General features: G+C 67.7%; 19 protein-coding genes. 13 read left to right on the top strand and 6 right to left on the bottom strand.

The window, feature by feature from the left end; all coding sequences use genetic code 11:
* Positions 1-26: 26 nt before the first annotated feature.
* Entirely contained in the window at positions 27-473 is a 447-nt protein-coding gene (locus L1081_RS13160) for an NINE protein (protein WP_489412616.1), read from the bottom strand.
* Positions 470-994 (bottom strand): GNAT family N-acetyltransferase, encoded by a 525-nt coding sequence (locus tag L1081_RS13155; RefSeq protein WP_489412615.1) that lies wholly within the window; start codon positions 992-994, stop codon positions 470-472. The genes L1081_RS13160 and L1081_RS13155 overlap by 4 nt, the downstream gene beginning before the upstream one ends.
* Before the next feature lie 183 nt (positions 995-1,177).
* Between L1081_RS13155 and rpsP the strand changes: the two genes are divergently transcribed.
* The 7 genes from rpsP (at position 1,178) to hisC (ending at position 6,303) form a co-directional block, all read left to right on the top strand.
* Entirely contained in the window at positions 1,178-1,441 is a 264-nt protein-coding gene (rpsP, locus tag L1081_RS13150) for a 30S ribosomal protein S16 (RefSeq protein WP_007831311.1), read from the top strand.
* 16 nt (positions 1,442-1,457) lie between these two features.
* On the top strand, positions 1,458-2,012 hold the full coding sequence (gene rimM, locus L1081_RS13145; RefSeq protein WP_489412614.1) for a ribosome maturation factor RimM: 555 nt from the start codon (positions 1,458-1,460) through the stop codon (positions 2,010-2,012).
* Between the two features lie 16 nt (positions 2,013-2,028).
* Positions 2,029-2,775: a tRNA (guanosine(37)-N1)-methyltransferase TrmD gene (gene trmD / locus L1081_RS13140; RefSeq protein ID WP_489412613.1), complete on the top strand. Its 747-nt coding sequence runs from the start codon at positions 2,029-2,031 to the stop codon at positions 2,773-2,775.
* Positions 2,776-2,898: 123 nt separating this feature from the next.
* Positions 2,899-3,282: a 50S ribosomal protein L19 gene (gene rplS, locus L1081_RS13135; protein ID WP_018903298.1), complete on the top strand. Its 384-nt coding sequence runs from the start codon at positions 2,899-2,901 to the stop codon at positions 3,280-3,282.
* A gap of 146 nt (positions 3,283-3,428) precedes the next feature.
* Positions 3,429-4,148, top strand: a complete 720-nt coding sequence (locus tag L1081_RS13130) for a CoA pyrophosphatase (RefSeq protein ID WP_489412612.1) — start codon at positions 3,429-3,431, stop codon at positions 4,146-4,148.
* 48 nt (positions 4,149-4,196) lie between these two features.
* Positions 4,197-5,198, top strand: a complete 1,002-nt coding sequence (locus L1081_RS13125) for a CobD/CbiB family protein (RefSeq protein ID WP_489412611.1) — start codon at positions 4,197-4,199, stop codon at positions 5,196-5,198.
* 16 nt (positions 5,199-5,214) lie between these two features.
* On the top strand, positions 5,215-6,303 hold the full coding sequence (gene hisC, locus L1081_RS13120; protein ID WP_489412610.1) for a histidinol-phosphate transaminase: 1,089 nt from the start codon (positions 5,215-5,217) through the stop codon (positions 6,301-6,303).
* On the opposite strand, the gene rsgA is transcribed toward hisC, so the two are convergent.
* From rsgA to L1081_RS13105, 3 genes are read right to left on the bottom strand one after another with little or no spacing between them, the layout of a single operon-like run.
* A complete protein-coding gene (gene rsgA / locus L1081_RS13115) occupies positions 6,297-7,253 on the bottom strand; it encodes a ribosome small subunit-dependent GTPase A (protein WP_436301456.1) in 957 nt (318 codons plus the stop codon). The genes hisC and rsgA overlap by 7 nt on opposite strands.
* 15 nt (positions 7,254-7,268) lie before the next feature.
* Positions 7,269-7,616, bottom strand: a complete 348-nt coding sequence (locus tag L1081_RS13110; RefSeq protein WP_489412609.1) for a 4a-hydroxytetrahydrobiopterin dehydratase — start codon at positions 7,614-7,616, stop codon at positions 7,269-7,271.
* Positions 7,617-7,644: 28 nt separating this feature from the next.
* Entirely contained in the window at positions 7,645-8,910 is a 1,266-nt protein-coding gene (locus L1081_RS13105; protein WP_489412608.1) for a M48 family metalloprotease, read from the bottom strand.
* Positions 8,911-8,968: 58 nt separating this feature from the next.
* Between L1081_RS13105 and orn the strand changes: the two genes are divergently transcribed.
* The 6 genes from orn (at position 8,969) to L1081_RS13075 (ending at position 15,687) form a co-directional block, all read left to right on the top strand.
* Positions 8,969-9,565, top strand: coding sequence for an oligoribonuclease (orn, locus tag L1081_RS13100; RefSeq protein ID WP_012746626.1), 597 nt, complete (start codon positions 8,969-8,971; stop codon positions 9,563-9,565).
* 233 nt (positions 9,566-9,798) lie between these two features.
* Positions 9,799-11,727 carry a DEAD/DEAH box helicase gene (locus tag L1081_RS13095; protein ID WP_489412607.1) on the top strand — a complete coding sequence of 643 codons (1,929 nt, stop codon included), beginning with the start codon at positions 9,799-9,801 and terminating at the stop codon, positions 11,725-11,727.
* 214 nt (positions 11,728-11,941) lie between these two features.
* Positions 11,942-13,015 (top strand): NAD/NADP octopine/nopaline dehydrogenase family protein, encoded by a 1,074-nt coding sequence (locus L1081_RS13090; protein WP_489412606.1) that lies wholly within the window; start codon positions 11,942-11,944, stop codon positions 13,013-13,015.
* The gene (locus L1081_RS13085; protein WP_489412605.1) at positions 13,005-14,012 is read left to right on the top strand and encodes a 3-hydroxybutyryl-CoA dehydrogenase; all 1,008 of its coding nucleotides are present in this window, start codon (positions 13,005-13,007) and stop codon (positions 14,010-14,012) included. Before L1081_RS13090 ends, L1081_RS13085 begins: the two co-directional genes overlap by 11 nt.
* The gene (locus L1081_RS13080) at positions 14,009-14,812 is read left to right on the top strand and encodes an alpha/beta fold hydrolase (protein ID WP_489412604.1); all 804 of its coding nucleotides are present in this window, start codon (positions 14,009-14,011) and stop codon (positions 14,810-14,812) included. Before L1081_RS13085 ends, L1081_RS13080 begins: the two co-directional genes overlap by 4 nt.
* Positions 14,809-15,687, top strand: a complete 879-nt coding sequence (locus L1081_RS13075) for a zinc-binding dehydrogenase (protein WP_489412603.1) — start codon at positions 14,809-14,811, stop codon at positions 15,685-15,687. The genes L1081_RS13080 and L1081_RS13075 overlap by 4 nt, the downstream gene beginning before the upstream one ends.
* Here L1081_RS13075 and L1081_RS13070 read toward each other — a convergent pair.
* A complete protein-coding gene (locus tag L1081_RS13070) occupies positions 15,684-16,160 on the bottom strand; it encodes a MarR family transcriptional regulator (RefSeq protein ID WP_489412602.1) in 477 nt (158 codons plus the stop codon). The two genes, L1081_RS13075 and L1081_RS13070, sit on opposite strands and share 4 nt — an antisense overlap.
* Positions 16,161-16,218 lie beyond the last annotated feature (58 nt).

Genomic DNA, 16,218 nt, shown 5'->3' with positions numbered 1-16,218 from the left:
GCGCAGCCTTCGGGCGCGCGCAACGGCTACTGGGAGATCTTGCGGCCTTCCTCGACCTGGTGTTCGAAGTAGCGCTGGAAGCTGAACACGATGCTGGCCATCAGCACCGTGGTGCCGAACAAGAGCGCCAGCACCACGGCGCCGATCGTGGCCCAGTTCGTTCGGCCAGGCGCCGCGTCCGAAGGCGCGCTACCGTTGAATCGGGCATTCCACTTCTCGGGCGTCATGAGGCCGTAGACGATCGCCGTCAGCGCGCATCCCGCGATGGTGAAGCCCAGGAACGGAATCAGCACCCAGCTCCAGCCGTCGTCCAGGCCGTACATGCGCGCGCGCTCGATGCCGTAGAGACCGAGCGCGGTGGGAATGGGCAGCAGCCAGCCGAGCCAGTCGCCCATGCCGCGCAGGTAGAAGCGGTGCAGGCCCAGCGGGCCGCCCAGGAAGGAGAGCCACGCGGCAATGGTCTTGTTTTTCATTCGGGTTTGGTGGTGCTGCCAGCGCCCAGCACCTTTTCCATCAGGACCACGTCGCGCCATTCGCCGAACTTCCAGCCGCAGTCCTTGAGAACGCCCACGTGCGTGAAGCCCTGGCTGCGGTGTACGCCGACTGACCCGGCGTTGGCCGAATCGCCGATGACTGCGATCAGCTTGCGCACGCCCGCCGCTTCGGCGGCCTGCGAGAGGGCAGCCAACAGCCGGGCGCCCAGGCCCTTGCCGCGTGCGGCTTCGGACATGTAGATCGAGTCCTCGGCCGAAAAGCGATAGGCCGGGCGCGGCTTGAACCAGTTGCAGTAGGCAAAACCCAACACTTCGCCATCTTCTTCGGCAACGAGGTAGGGCAGGTTCTTGCCGAGCACGTCGGCGCGCCGCGCGGCCATGTCGGCGGCAGAGGGGGCTTCGGTTTCGAAGGTGCCGGTGCCGTTGAGCACGTGGTGGGCGTAGATGGCCGTGATGGCCGCGATGTCTTGGTCGCGGCTGGGGCGGATAGTGAGGGTCATGCAGGTGGCAAAAGGAGCGCGGCAAGCGCTGGAATTCGGAGAAAACGCGGGTCGGGCTATAATCGCAGGCTTTTCAGCGTGTCGCTGGCCGGGTGGCCATGTCGCGTGTCTCGACGTTGAAAGAACACTGTGAGCGGGCCTCTTGTCAAAAAACGGGCTTGCTGCACCACCCAAGGATAAATCATGGTCGTCATTCGACTTTCCCGCGGCGGCTCCAAAGGCCGTCCGTTCTTCAACATCGTCGTGTCGGACAAGCGCGTTCGCCGCGATGGCCGCTTCATCGAGCGCCTGGGTTTCTACAACCCGACCGCCAAGGAAAACGAAGAAAGCATCCGTATTGCCCAGGACCGCCTGGCCTACTGGAAGAGCGTCGGCGCACAAGCTTCGCCCACGGTCCTGCGCCTGATCAAGCAAGCCGCTGCAGCGGCTCCCAAGGCGGCGGCCTAAGCCGTCCGGCACGGCAATGCTGCCCGCACTCGAAGCCGCCGAATTGCCGGCGGATGCGATCGAGGTAGGACGCATCGCCGATGCATGGGGCATCAAGGGCTGGTTCAAGGTCCTGCCCCACAGCGCCCAGCCCGAGGCGCTTTTTTCTTCCAAGCGCTGGTTCCTGCAGGCTCCCGGAGCCTCGGCAACCGCAGCTTTCCGGCTCGCGATCCGCGAAGCCAAGGAACATTCCGACTGCATCGTCGCCTCCTCCGAGGACGTGCCCGACCGCAATGCGGCCGAGGCGCTTCGCGGCGCGCGCGTGTTCGTACCGCGCTCGAGCTTTCCGACGGCCGGCGAGGACGAGTACTACTGGGTCGACCTGATCGGTCTCGCGGTGGTCAACCGCGAAGGCGTGGCGCTTGGCACGGTGCGCGAGCTGCTCGCCACCGGCCCGCAGACCACGCTGGTGCTTGCCGCCGAGGAAGACGGCAAGGCCATCGAGCGCATGGTGCCTTTCGTCTCGGTCTTCGTCGACAAGGTCGACCTGGCCGGCCGGCTCATCACGGTCGACTGGCAACCCGATTTCTGATTGGGGTCTCGCGCGCATGCGCTTCGACGTCCTCACACTCTTTCCCGAACTGTTCGCGCCCTTCATGGCCAGCGGCGTGACGCGCCGCGCCTACGAGTCGAAACAGGTCGAGGTGGTGCTCTGGAACCCGCGCGACTTCGCGCAGGGCAACTACAAGCGCGTCGATGACCGGCCCTTTGGTGGCGGACCCGGCATGGTGATGATGGCCGAGCCGCTGTCGGCCTGCCTCGATGCGGCGCTGGCTGCGCGAGGCTCCCAGGCGCCGGTCGTGCTGTTCTCCCCCATCGGCGAAAGCTTGCGCCACGAAGCGGTCGAGCGCTGGTCTGCCAGCGAGGGCGCGGTGCTGGTCTGCGGCCGTTACGAAGGCATCGACCAACGCTTCATCGACACGCGCGTGACGCACCAGATCAGCCTCGGCGACTTCGTACTTTCGGGCGGCGAGATCGTGGCCATGGCGCTGCTCGATGCCGTGGCGCGGCTGCAGCCCGGCGTGCTGGGTGACGAGGCCAGCCATGTGCAGGACAGCTTCAATCCTTCGCTCGACGGATTGCTCGACTGCCCGCACTACACCCGGCCGGAGCAATGGAACGGGCAGGGCGTGCCGGCGCCGCTGCTGTCAGGGCACCACGTGCAGATCGAGCGCTGGCGCCGCGACCAGCGCCTGGCCATCACGGCCGCCCGGCGGCCCGACCTGATTGCCGCCGCGCGGGCCGCCGGCCGCCTGAGCAAGGCCGATGAGGCGGCCCTGAAAAAAAAGCTATAATCCCTGGTTCCCCGATCCTCTGCCCGGCCGCGCCTGGCTTGTTGCTTTCATTCAGCGATGAAAGAGCAATGAAACCGAAGGCGCCTTTTGTGTAGCGCGAGCACGATCGAATATCAGGAAATCATGAACCTCATCGAAACCCTCGAGCAGGAAGAAATCGCCCGCCTCGGCAAGAAGATCCCCGATTTCATGCCCGGTGACACGGTCATCGTCAGCGTGAGCGTCGTCGAAGGCACCCGCAAGCGCGTGCAGGCCTACGAAGGCGTTGTGATCGCCAAGCGCAATCGCGGCCTCAACAGCGGCTTCACGGTGCGCAAGATCTCCAGCGGCGAAGGCGTGGAGCGTACGTTCCAGACCTACAGCCCGCTGATCGCCGGCATCGAAGTCAAGCGCCGTGGCGATGTCCGCCGCGCCAAGCTGTACTACCTGCGCGAGCGCAGCGGCCGTTCGGCACGCATCAAGGAAAAGCTGCCGGGCAAGTCGCAAGCAGCATCGGCCGCCAAGTAAGCTGCCTTCCTGCCGTGCAAAAAGCCGCCGCTCTGGCGGCTTTTTGCGTTGTGCGCCGTGCACGGTTCTTGCAAAAAGACAGCGCGGCTTTTTTACGCTCTACTCCTTCACTGAAACTCTCTCACTTGACCCACTCCACCGCCTCCATGCAATTCGCTCCCGTCGAACCCGTCAATGCCGTGGTGCCGCCCACGCTGCTGCCGTTCGACCCGCGCGAGGCGCCTGTGGTCGGCGGCCCCGACGGCCTGCCTGCCGTGGCAAGCACGCAATTGACCACCGAAGCCCTGCGCAGGCGCTTTGCCGCGCCGCCCGAGTGGACGCCCGAATTGCGGCGCGAGCCGCGCCTGACCGACCGGGCCCCGGCGCAGGCGGCCGTGCTGGTGCCCATCGTGCAGCGCCCGCGGGGTGCCACCGTGCTGCTGACCGAGCGCACGGCGCATTTGTCCAACCATTCGGGGCAGGTGGCGTTTCCGGGCGGGCGCGTCGACCCCGAGGACGCCAACATCGCGGCGGCCGCACTGCGCGAGGCCTGGGAAGAAGTCGGGCTCTCGGCCCAGTACATCGAAGTGCTTGGCAGCCTTCCGACCTACACCACCGTCACCTCGTTCATCGTGACGCCGGTGGTCGCGCTGGTGAAGCCTGGGTTCGAGCTCTCCATCAATCCCTATGAAGTGGCGCTGGCCTTCGAGGTGCCGCTGGCCTGGCTCATGGATCCGGCCAACCACCGCCGCCACACGGTGCCCGCGCCCGACGGCACCCGCCGCGAGTGGTATTCGATGCCCTACCAGGACGGCACCGAAGAGCGCTTCGTCTGGGGGGCCACCGCGGGCATGCTGCGCAATCTCTATCGTTTCCTCAGCGCCTGACCTCGGCCCGCGCCGCGCCTGTGCAGGCGCCCTCGCTATCATCGAAGGATGAGCTTCTTTGCCATCCTGTGTGCGTTGCTGATCGAGCAGGTGAGGCCGCTCGCCTCCCACAACCCGGTGTACGCCGGCGTGCTGGCCTGGACGCGCTGGACCAGCCGCAATTTCGACGCAGGCAAGCCGCACCACGGATGGGTCGCATGGGCCCTTGCGGTGCTTATGCCCACGCTGATGACGCTGGGCATCCACCTGCTGCTGGTGTTCACGCTGGGGCTGCCGTTCGCGGTGCTCTGGAGCGTTGCGGTGCTCTACGTCACGCTCGGTTTCCGGCAGTTCAGCCACCACTTCACGGACATCCGCGATGCGCTCGACGAAGGCGACGAGCCGCTCGCGCGCTCGCTGCTGGCACACTGGCAGGGCGTGGATGCGGCCGAACTGCCGCGCAGCGAAATCGTCCGCCACGTGATCGAGCATTCGGTGATTGCGGCGCACCGCCATGTGTTCGGCGTGCTGGCCTGGTTCTCGGTGCTGGCGGCCCTGGGCCTGGGGCCGGCCGGCGCGGTGTTCTATCGGATGAGCGAGTTCGTCTCGCGCTACTGGCACCACAAGAACGGTGCGGCGGTACAGCCTTCGAGCGTCTCGGTGCAGCGGGCCGCGGAGAGCGCCTGGCACGCGATCGACTGGCTGCCTGCGCGCATCACCGCATTGGGCTTTGCGGTCGTCGGCAGCTTCGAGGAGGCGATCGACTGCTGGCGCAACGATGCGCGGCGCTTTCCGAGCGAAAACGACGGCGTGATCCTCGCCGCGACCTCGGGCGCGGTCAATGTGCGCCTGGGCGGCGGCGCGTTGAGCCCGATCCCGGTCACCGATCCCCTCCCGCGCGCGCAGGCCGGCGATTCGATGGCCGATGGCCGCCGGCCCGACAGCGGCAGCACGCCGGGCCGCGAGCCCGAGCCCGGCCACCTGCGCAGCGTGGTGGGCCTGGTATGGCGTTCGGTGGTGATGTGGATGGTGCTGCTGGCCTTGCTCACCTTGGCTCGCCTGCTTGGCTGAGCGACCAGGAAACGCCATGACCACCGCAGCGCCGGTCTTCTGGAGCCCGCGCATCGGTGCGCTCGAACCCTATGTGCCCGGCGAGCAGCCGCGCATCGCCAACCTGGTCAAGCTCAATACCAACGAGAACCCGTATCCGCCGTCACCGCTGGCCATCGACGCCATCCAGCAGGCGGCGGCGAATGGCCTGGAGCGTTATCCGGACCCCGCCTCGCTCGCACTGCGCGAAGCGGTGGCGCGGCGGCACGGCCTGCAGGCCGACCAGGTTTTTGCAGGCAACGGTTCGGACGAGGTGCTGGCGCACGCCTTCTTCGCCTTCTTCCAGCAGGCCGAGCCGCTGCTGATGCCCGATGTGAGCTACAGCTTCTATCGCGTCTATGCGCAGCTCTACGGCATCGGCTGCGAACTGCTGCCGGTCGACGAAGGCCTGTGCATCGACGTCGATGCCATGGCGGCCCGCGCCTGCGGCGGCTGCGCGGGCCTGGTGATCGCCAACCCGAATGCGCCCACGGGCATCGGGCTGCCGCTCGCGCGCATCGAGCAGCTGCTCGCGGCCTGCCCTGAGCGCGTGGTGCTGGTCGATGAGGCCTACGTCGATTTCGGCGGCGAGAGCGCGCTGCCGCTGATTGGCAAATATCCGAACCTGCTGGTGGTGCAGACCTTGTCCAAGTCGCGTTCGCTGGCCGGCCTGCGGGTCGGCTTTGCCTGCGGGCAGGCGCACTTGATTGATGCGCTGGTGCGCGTCAAGGACAGCTTCAATTCCTATCCGCTCGATCGGCTTGCCACTGCCGGCGCGGTGGCGGCGCTCGAAGACGAGGCTTGGTTCAAGACCACGCGCGACAAGGTCGTCGACACCCGCGAAGGGCTCAGCCTGCAGCTCGAAGACCTGGGCTTCGAAGTGCTGCCTTCGCAGGCCAACTTCGTGTTCGCACGCCATCCGCAGCGCGACGCGGCCGAGCTGGCGGCGCTGCTGCGCGAGCGCGCAGTGCTGGTGCGGCATTTCAGGCAGCCGCGCATCGCGCAGTACCTGCGCATCAGCATCGGCACGCGCGAGCAGTGCGGGGCGCTGGTGCAGGCGCTCGAATCGATCCTGGGGGTTCAGTAGCGCGACTGGCTGAGCTCGGCGAAGAGTTCGCCATAGATCCTGTAGCGCGTGGCGCTGATCGGTCCCGGCTTGCCGGGCGCATCCACATTCGCGATCACGCCGCAGCCCGGCTCGTGCAGATGGGTGCAGTTGTAGAACTTGCAGTCGTTCGCATGCGCGGCAATGTCGGGCATCAGGCCCGCGAGCTGCATCGGCGCGATGTGGTTCAGGCCGAATTCCTGGAAGCCCGGCGAGTCGATCAGGCTGGTGGTGCGCGCCTCGTCCACCCAGTACCAAGTGGTGCTGGTGGTGGTGTGCTTGCCCGAATTCAGCGCCTGCGAGATTTCGCCGGTCAATGCGGTGGCACCGGGCACCAGCAGGTTGATGAGCGTGCTCTTGCCGGCGCCCGAGGGGCCCAGCACCAGCGTGCTCTTGCCAGCTAGCAGTTTCATGAGCGATGCGTAGTCGGCTTCACCCGACGCCTTGAGCGAGAGCGGCAGCACGCCATGGTGCATGCGGCGGTAGGGCGCAAGCTTGTTCCATGCGCGCTCGAAGGGCTCGGCCAAGTCGCTCTTGTTGAGCGCGATGATCGGCGTGATGCGTTCGGCTTCGGCGGCAATGAGCGCACGCGCGAGCTGATGCTCCGAGAACTCCGGCTCGGCCGCGATCAGGATCAGCACGTGGTCGAGATTGGCCGCGAACGACTTGGTGCGGATTTCGTCCTGGCGATAGAAGAGATTGCGTCGCGGCACCACTTCTTCGATGGTGCCTTCGTCTTCGCTGGCCTGCCAGCGCACGCGGTCGCCGACCACGGCCTGGCTCTTCTTGCCGCGCGGGTGGCAGATCAGGCGCTCGCCCGCAGGCGTTTCGACCAGGCAATGGCGGCCATGGCTCGCGATGACCAGGCCGTCGTGAAGAATGCGCGCGGAGGTGCCGGCCCCCTTCGCGGGAGTGCGGCCCGGCTTAGCCAACGGCGGGTTTCCTCATCACGGCGCCGGGCTGGCCACCAGCGCGTTCGCCTGGCGCGCGCACTCGAAGTCGGTGCCCGAGAGCCCGCCCACGTCGTGCGTGTTGAAGCGCACCACGCAGCGGTTGTAGTGCACCGACAGGTCCGGATGATGGTCTTGCGTGTGGGCGATGAAGGCCAGCGCATTCACGAACGCGATGGTCTCGAAGTAGTTGGCGAAGCTGAAGGTCTTCTCGATGGTCACATTGGCACCGTCGCCGTCGAGCTTCCAGCCGTCGAGCTTGGCGAGGCCGGAGACGATCTCGGTGGCGCTCAGTGCGTGGCGGGGGATGTTTTTCCAGTCTTTGGGCTTGAACATGCTGCTCATGGTCTCGGCTTTCCGGCAAATGTCTTCTTCAGGCCGCCGTCATGCGCGCGAGGCGCTCGGAGGCCGGAGGGTGGGAATAGTAGAACTTGACGAACACCGGGTCGGGCGTGAGCGTCGACGCGTTGTCCTGGTAGAGCTTGAGCAGGGCGGCCGACAGATCGGCGCCGCTGGTTTGCGCCACCGCATAGGCATCGGCCTCGAACTCGTGCTTGCGGGACAGGCGTGCGGGCAGCGGCGCGACGAAGAAGCCGAACACCGGCACCGCGAGCATGAAGAGCAGCAGCGCGAGTGCGTCGTTGGGCGCCGTTGCCGCCATGTTCGGCTGCACGCCGAGCCCCGTGTAGAACCAGGCCTGGGTCGACACCCAGCCCAGCAGTGCGAAGCCCGCCAGGCTCAGCGCGAACATCGCAACGAGCCGCTTCACGATGTGGCGGTGCTTGAAGTGGCCGAGTTCGTGCGCGAGCACGGCCTCGACTTCGGCTGCGTCGAGCTGGCGCAGCAGCGTGTCGTAGAACACCACGCGCTTGCTCGCGCCAAAGCCGGTGAAGTAGGCATTGGCATGGGCGCTGCGGGTGCTGCCGTCCATCACGAACAGGCCCTTGGCAGCAAAGCCGCAGCGCTTCATCAGCGCCGTGACGCGCTCCTTGAGCGTGGGGTCGTCGAGCGGCTTGAACTTGTTGAACAGCGGCGCAATGAAGGTGGGGTACACCAGCATCCCGAGAAGGTTGAAGCCCATCCACACGGCCCAGGCCCAGAGCCACCAGGTGGCGCCGGCCGCGCCCATGAGCCACAGGATCAGCGCCGCAATCGGCAGGCCGATCGCGGCGCTGAGCGCCGTGGACTTGAGCGTGTCGGCCAGCCAGAGGCGCAAGGTCATCTTGTTGAAGCCGAAGCGCTCCTCGAGCCTGAAGGTCTGCCAGAGCGTGAAGGGCAGTTCGAGCAGGCCGCCGATGACCGCAAAGGCCGCCAGCAGCGCCAGCTGCTGCACCATGCCGCCGCCGAGCCAGCCCAGCAGCAGCCTGTTGAGCACGTCGAGCCCGCCCAGCAGCGTCCAGCCCAGCAGCAGCGCGGTGCTCCAGGCCATTTCGACGAGGCCGAAGCGCGCCTTGGCAATGGTGTAGTCGGCCGCCTTCTGGTGGGCGGCAAGGCTGATGGTGTGTTCGAAAGCTGCCGGCACCGCACCGCGGTGCCGCGCCACGTGGCGCACCTGCCGCGAGGCGAGCCAGAACTTCACGAGCAGGCCCGCGACCAGTGCAACGGCGAAGGCAGTGGTGAAGATGAGCGAATAGGACATGACCGGCGAGTTTAGCCCTCGGGTCCAGCCCGCGCAGGCCTTCGACGACAATCCAGCCATGTCCGAATCCCTTGACCCCACGACCGTCGCAACCCTCCCTGTCCTCAAGAAAAGCGACCAGAACCTGGTCTGGCTCGACTGCGAAATGAGCGGCCTCGACCCCGAAAAGGAGCGCCTGCTCGAGATTGCCGTGGTCGTCACCGGCCCCGACCTCACGCCACGCATCGACGGCCCCGTGCTGGTCATCCACCAGAGCGACGCGGTGCTCGACGCCATGGACGCCTGGAACAAGGGCACGCACGGGCGCAGCGGCCTGATCGACAAGGTGAAGGCCTCCACGCTGGACGAAGCCGCGGCCGAGCAGCAGCTGCTGGAATTCGTGGCCCGCTATGTTCCCAGGAGCGGTTCGCCCATGTGTGGCAACACCATCGGGCAGGACCGGCGCTTCCTGGTCAAGTTCATGCCCAAGCTGGAGGCGTACTTCCACTACCGCAACCTCGATGTCAGCACCCTGAAGGAGCTGGCCAAGCGCTGGAAGCCCTCCGCCTACAGTGCCTTCAAGAAGCAGCAGGCGCACACTGCGCTGGCCGACGTGCACGAGTCCATCGAAGAGCTCGCGCATTACAGGGAAACCTTTCTGAAATTGACGGATTAGGTAAAAACCCCGAGTCATGCCATAATCGATGGCTTCGCTGATCTGGGGGATTTTCCGGTCAGCGTCTCTTGCATCTCCCTATCTTGCACACCGCGCCCGATCGCATCCGCTGATCAAAAAGGGCCGCAGCCTCCGGCGAAAGCCAGAAGTTGAATGTCGTTGGATGGTTGATGTTTTTAACCACCAACGGGGCGCCGCCTGCGGCAGCGCTCGCGTTTGAGATTGATATTCACATGACCGACGCTTTTGAAGCGCAGGGCGAGTTCGCGCCTGTGCAATCCACCAACAACAACGAATTCATCGCCGCCCCGGACACCGTGTCCGAAGCGCCGATCCTCGAGGCGCTCGACGCCGCAGCGCCCGAAGCGGCAGTGGCCGAAGAAGCCCGCGTGCCCAACGGCTTCATCAAGCTCGGCCTCGCGCCCGAGCTGATCGCCGCCGTGGCCGACCTGGGCTTTACCCAGCCCACGACCGTGCAAGACAAGGTGATCCCGCTCGCCATGGGCGGTGAAGCCGGCCAGGACGGCAAGGCCCGCTTCGTCGACCTGATGGTCTCGAGCCAGACCGGCTCCGGCAAGACCGCCGCCTTCCTGCTGCCCGTGCTGCACACGCTGCTCAAGCGCCAGGCCGAAGCCGAAGAGGCCGCCAAGGCCGAATTCCAGCGCCTGGCCGCCGAAGCCGCCGCGCGCGGCGAAGCCGTGCCGAAGAAGCCCAAGCGCAAGGACCCGACCAACGCGCGCCATTTCAAGGCCGCCACGCCCGGCGCCCTGATCCTGTGCCCGACGCGCGAACTCGCGCAGCAGGTGGCGCACGACGCCATCGAGCTGGTTCGCCATTGCCGCGGCCTGCGCGTTGCCAACGTGGTGGGCGGCATGCCCTACCAGCTGCAGATCGCCAAGCTGCAGAACGCCGACCTCGTGGTTGCCACGCCCGGCCGCCTGCTCGACCTGCAGCGTTCGCAGCAACTCAAGCTCGACCAGGTCAAGTTCCTGGTGGTCGACGAGGCCGACCGCATGCTCGACCTCGGCTTCTCCGACGATCTGGCCGAAGTCAACCAGCTCACCATCGAGCGTCAGCAAACGATGATGTTCAGCGCCACCTTCGCGCCGCGCATCCAGCAGCTGGCCCAGCGCGTCATGCGCGAGCCGCAGCGCATCACCATCGACAGCCCGCAAGAGAAGCACGCCAACATCAAGCAGTCGCTGTACTGGGCCGACAACAGCCAGCACAAGCGCAAGCTGCTCGACCACTGGCTGCGCGACACCAGCATCAACCAGGCGATCGTGTTCGCCAGCACGCAAGTCGAGTGCGACGGCCTCGCCAACGACCTGCAGCAGGAAGGCTTCAGCGCCGTGGCGCTGCACGGCGCCCTGAGCCAGGGCCTGCGCAACCGCCGGCTGATGGCGCTGCGCCAGGGCCAGGTGCAGATCCTGGTGGCGACCGACGTGGCCGCCCGCGGCATCGACGTGCCCACCATCACCCACGTCTTCAACTTCGGCCTGCCGATGAAGGCCGAGGACTACACCCACCGCATCGGCCGCACCGGCCGTGCAGGCCGCGACGGCCTGGCCATCACCTTTGCCGAGTTCCGCGATCGCCGCAAGATCATGGACATCGAGCAATACAGCCGCCAGCAGTTCAAGGCCGAAGTGGTTGCAGGCCTCGAGCCGCAGCAGCGCATGCCGCAATCGCGTCCGCCGATGGGCGAGTACCGCGGCGGCCGTGGCGACAACCAATCGCGCGATCGCAAGTTCGGCAATGGCGGTGCAGGCGGCGGCGGTGGCTACCGCGGCGGCAACAGCGGCGGCTACGCCGGTGCCAGCGGCTTCAACGACCGCAATGCACGCGGTCCTGCCCCGAGCCAAGGTCACCAGGGCCCGCGTGGCCAGGGCGGCAACAACGCCGGCTTCGGCGGCGGCCGTGACGATGGCGGCGCCGGCTATGGCCGCAAGCCGGGCTGGGGCGACAACAGCGCCCCGCGCGGCGGCCACGGCCAGGGTCACCACGGCGGTGGCCGCGGCGACGGCGGCTTCGCGCCCCGTGAAGGCTTCGCTCCGCGCGAAGGTTTTGCACCGCGCGGCAATGGCGCAGGCCATGGCGGCCCGGGCAAGGTGTTTGTGCCGCGCGACGCACAAAAGCGTGCGTTCAAGCCCACGCGCTGATCCATTGCAGGGCGGTCAGCCGGCCACTCGCCCCCAAAAGAAAGCCCGCGCTTCGCAAGAAGCGCGGGCTTTTTCATTGCGGGTTTCCGCGGGGGCCTCAGGCACGAAACTTGATTGACATATGAATCGATGAAAAGTAATGTAATAAGGCATTGCTTCCCCGGTCCGTACCGCGGCTGCCGGTTCATCGACGTCTGCCTTTCAAATTTCGAACATGAAAATTGCAATTCTTGGTGGTGGCCACGGCGCCTATGCGGCCGCCGCGGACCTGTCCGAAGCCGGCCATGAGGTGCGCCTGTGGCGCCGCGATGCGGCCGCGCTCGAGCGGGTGGTGCAAGCCGGCGCCATCACGCTGAAGGACGCCGGCGGCGCGCGCGAGGTGCCGCTGGCGCTGGCCACCGCCGACATCGCCGCGGCGCTCCAGGGCGCCGAGCTCATCGTCATTCCCACGCCCGCCATCGCCCAGCACGACATCGCGCTGGCCATGGCGCCGCACCTGGCCGACGGCCAGGTCGTCTTCCTGCCGCCGGGCACCTTCGGCAGCTATGTGATGGCAAGGACGGTGAAGCAGGCCGGCAGCCGCGCCGACGTGGCCTGGGCCGAAACCGGCACCCTGCCGTACCTCGCGCGCAAGCACGGCGAGCGCGAGGTGAACGTCACGATCCGCGCCATCCGCCTGCCGACCGGCGTCTACCCGGCGCGCAAGGAGGCCAAGGCCATCGAGCTGATCCGCCGCGCCTATCCGGCGGTGCATGGCTGCGGCAATGCGCTCTCGGGCGCGCTCATGAACGCCGGCCCCGTCATCCACCCGCCGCTGATGGTGATGAACGCCGCGCCGCTGCAGCACTTCGAGCGCTGGGACATCCACAACGAAGGCACGCAGCGCGCCGTGCGCGACGTGACCGACCGGCTCGACCAGGAGCGCATGGCCGTGCGCGAGGCCTTCGGGCAGGGCGCGCCGCACTATCCGCTGGCCGACCACTACAACAACGACCAGTGGATGTACGGCGACGCGCACAAGCAGCTCGTCAAGTCGGGCGACTGGCGCGAGAACATCGACCTGCACACGCACCGCTACATCACCGAGGACACCGAGCTCGGCCTCGCCTTCCTGGCTTCGGCCGCGCGCCATGCGGGGGTGGACGCGCCCATCGCGCATGGCCTGCTGGCGATCGTCGGCGGCTTTCTCGGCCGCGACCTGCGGCACGGCCCGCGCACTTTCGAGAGCCTGGGCCTGGCCAATCTGAGCGCGGCGCAGCTCGCGCAGAGGCTGCACGATGGCGAATGAGCGCGCATCGCTGCCCCGCTTCGCGGCTGTCGGCGCGGGCCGCATGGGGCGCGGCATCGCGATCGCCTTCGCCTACGCGGGCCACCGCATCTCGCTGGTCGACCTGCGCCAGCGCAGCGACGAGGCCTGGCAGCGGCTGCAGGCCGAAGCGAAGGCCGAGATCGAAGCCAGCCTCGCCGGTCTGGCGCAGCTCGGCGTGATCGACGCGGCGCAGGTCCAGCCCATTGCCGCCCGTGTGGACTTCGTGAGCGCCGCCGACGCACCGCAGGCGCTCGCCGCCGCCGAGCTGGTGTTCGAGGGCGTGCCCGAAACCCTGGAGGCCAAGCGCGAGGCCTTCGAGCAGCTCAACCGCCATTGCCGCGACGACGCCATCCTCACGTCGACCACCAGCAGCATCCTCGTGACGCAGTTGGCCGCGCTGGTGCGGCTGCCCGCGCGCTTCCTGAACATGCACTGGCTCAATCCGGCCTATGTGATTCCCGTGGTGGAGCTCAGCTGCCATCCCGGCACCGATGCCGCCGTGCTCGCGCGCACCAAGGCGCTGATGGAAGCCATCGGCAAGCTGCCCGTCGTCTGCGGCGCATCGCCGGGCTACATCGTGCCGCGCCTGCAGGCGCTGGTGATGAACGAGGCGGCCCGCATGATCGAGGAGGGCGCCGCCACCGCCGAGGAAATCGACAAGGCCACGCGCTACGGCCTCGGCCTGCGCTTTGCCGCGCTCGGTGTGGTCGAGTTCATCGACTTCGGCGGCTGCGACATCCTGCACCACGCGAGCCGCGAGATGTCGGCCTCGATCGACAAGGGGCGCTACACCGCGCCGGCCATTGTCGATCGCATGGTCGAGGAGGGGCGGCTCGGCCTCAAGAGCGGCAGCGGCTTCTACGACTACCAGGGCCGCGACATCGCGGCCTACCGGCGCGACGTGCTGTCGCGCACGCTCGGCGAGTTGAAGCACGCGGGCCTCTGGCGCGCGCCCGCCAGCGAGACGCTGTCGTGACGATCCGCCGCGCCTTTGCCGACCTGTCGGTGGGGCAGGTGCATTACGCGGCATGCGGCGATGCGAGTGCACCGGCCGTGCTGCTGCTGCACCAGTCGCCGCGCAGCTGGGCCGAATACCGCGAGGTGCTGCCGCGGGTCGGCGCGCGGTATCGCGCCATTGCCATGGACACCGCGGGCTTCGGCGATTCGGCGGATGGCGGCGTACCCGCGAGCATCGCGCAGTGGGCGCGCGTGGCCTGCGAGCTGCTCGACGCGCTGGGCATTGCGCGGGCCGACGTGGTGGGGCACCACACGGGCGGCGTCATCGCGGTCGAGCTGGCGGCCGCGTTTCCGGGCCGGGTGCGCAGCCTCGTGCTGTCGTCCACGCCGTTTACCGGCGAAGCCTTTCGCATCGCGCGGGCCCGGAAGCCGCCCATCGACGAGGTTGCTCCAAGCGAAGACGGAAGCCATCTCGCCGCACTCTGGCAGAAGCGCCGGGGCTTCTATCCACCGGGCCGCGCCGATCTGCTCGAGGCCTTCGTGCTCGATGCGCTGAAGGTCGGCCATCGCGTGGAGGAGGGTCATCGCGCCGTCGCCTCCTATCGCATGGAAGAGCGCATCGGCCGCGTGACGCAGCCCGCGCTGATCATCCGCGCCACCGCTGATCCGTTTGCCGCGCCGCACGCAGAAGAGCTGCGGCACCACCTGCCTCAGGCTCGCATCGTCGACATCGAAGGCGGCATGGTTCCCTTGCCCGACCAGATGCCCGAAGCCTTCGCGCAGGCGGTGTTCGACTTTCTTTCGGCGCTGCCCTCATGAAAGCCATCCGCATCCACGGCTTCGACGCGGAGCCCGTGCTCGAAGACCTGCCCGACCCGGTGCCACGGCCCGGCCGCACCATCGTGCGCATGCACGCCGCCACCGTCGGCCACATCGACCGTACCGTGTGGCGGGGCAACTTCCTGCGCCATCCGCCGCTGCCTTACACGCCGGGCGTGGAGGCCGCGGGCATCGTCATTGCCAGCGGGCGCTTTGCCGCCGGAGCGCGCGTGTGGCTGCGCGGCAGCGGCCTGGGCACCCTATTCGACGGCACCTGGTGCGAGCAGATCGACGCACCCGACGAAGCGCTTGGCCTGCTGCCCGACGCGCTGCCGATGGCGCTCGGTGCCGCGTTCTTCTCGCCCACCACGTCGGCGTGGGTGGCGCTGCATGAAGTCGCAAAGCTGCAGGCCGGCGAGCAGGTGCTCGTCACGGGCGCGAACGGCGCCGTGGGCTCGCTCGCCGTGCAGCTGGCGCGCGAGCTTGGCTGCACCGTGGGCGCGGTCGATCCGGACGCCGAGCCCCCGCCGCCCGCGAGTGCGGACCTGCTGATCGACACGGTTGGCGGCAGCGTTCTGTCGGCGGCCTTGCCGGCCGTGCGGCCCGGCGGGCGCGCCGTGCTCATCGGCTACACCGCAGGCCCCACGCTGCAGCTGGACATTGCGCACTTCCTGCAGCGCGACGTGGCGCTGCTGCCGCTCAACATGTTCAGGCGCGAAGCCGCCGGCCGGGCCGCGGCGCCCGAGCTGCTCGCGCGGCTGGCCGACGGCCGACTGCATCTGGAGGTGCGGAGCTTCGCACTCGCCGATGCTGCTACGGCGCTCGAATGGATCGCGCAGCGCGGCCATCGCGGCCGCGCGGTGCTGGTGCCTTAGTCTTCCTCCGGCTCCTCGACCGGCACGTGCACGTGCAGGTCGATCATCTGCCGCAGGGTCTGCTTCAGTTCCTCGGCGCGCCGCAGGCCGAAGGGTTCGAGCACGCGCCGCTCGTGGTCGCGCGCGAGTTCCATCAGGTGCTCTACCGCCTTCAAGCCCTTGCGCGTGATGCGCACCAGCGTGATGCGGCGATCACTCTCATGGGGCAGCCGCTCGACCTGTCCGCGTGCTTCCATGCGGTCGAGCAGCCGCGTGACGGTCGGCTGCTTGGTCACCGTCACCTGCGCGAGCTGGCCGATGCTGATCGGCTCGCTGCCCGCGAGCGAGGCCATCACGCGCCACTCCGACACCGAGAAGCCCTGCTGCCGCGCCACCTCGTGGAACTCCGAGGAGATCAGCTGGCTGGCCTGCGCGAGCAGCGCCGGCAGGTAGTCATCGACGAAGCGATGTGTTTCAGGAGATTGCTCGGCCATGGGGGCACCTCACGGACAAGCACCTCGAACCTGCCGCGGGCACGCTGTTTGCATGTCT

The organism is Variovorax sp. MSC1_012 (assembly GCF_023667525.1).
In the GTDB taxonomy this organism is placed as follows: Bacteria; Pseudomonadota; Gammaproteobacteria; order Burkholderiales; family Burkholderiaceae_C; genus Variovorax; species Variovorax beijingensis_B.
The sequence above is the reverse complement of the archived record's forward strand: the minus strand, read 5'-3'. Positions and strand labels throughout refer to the sequence as shown.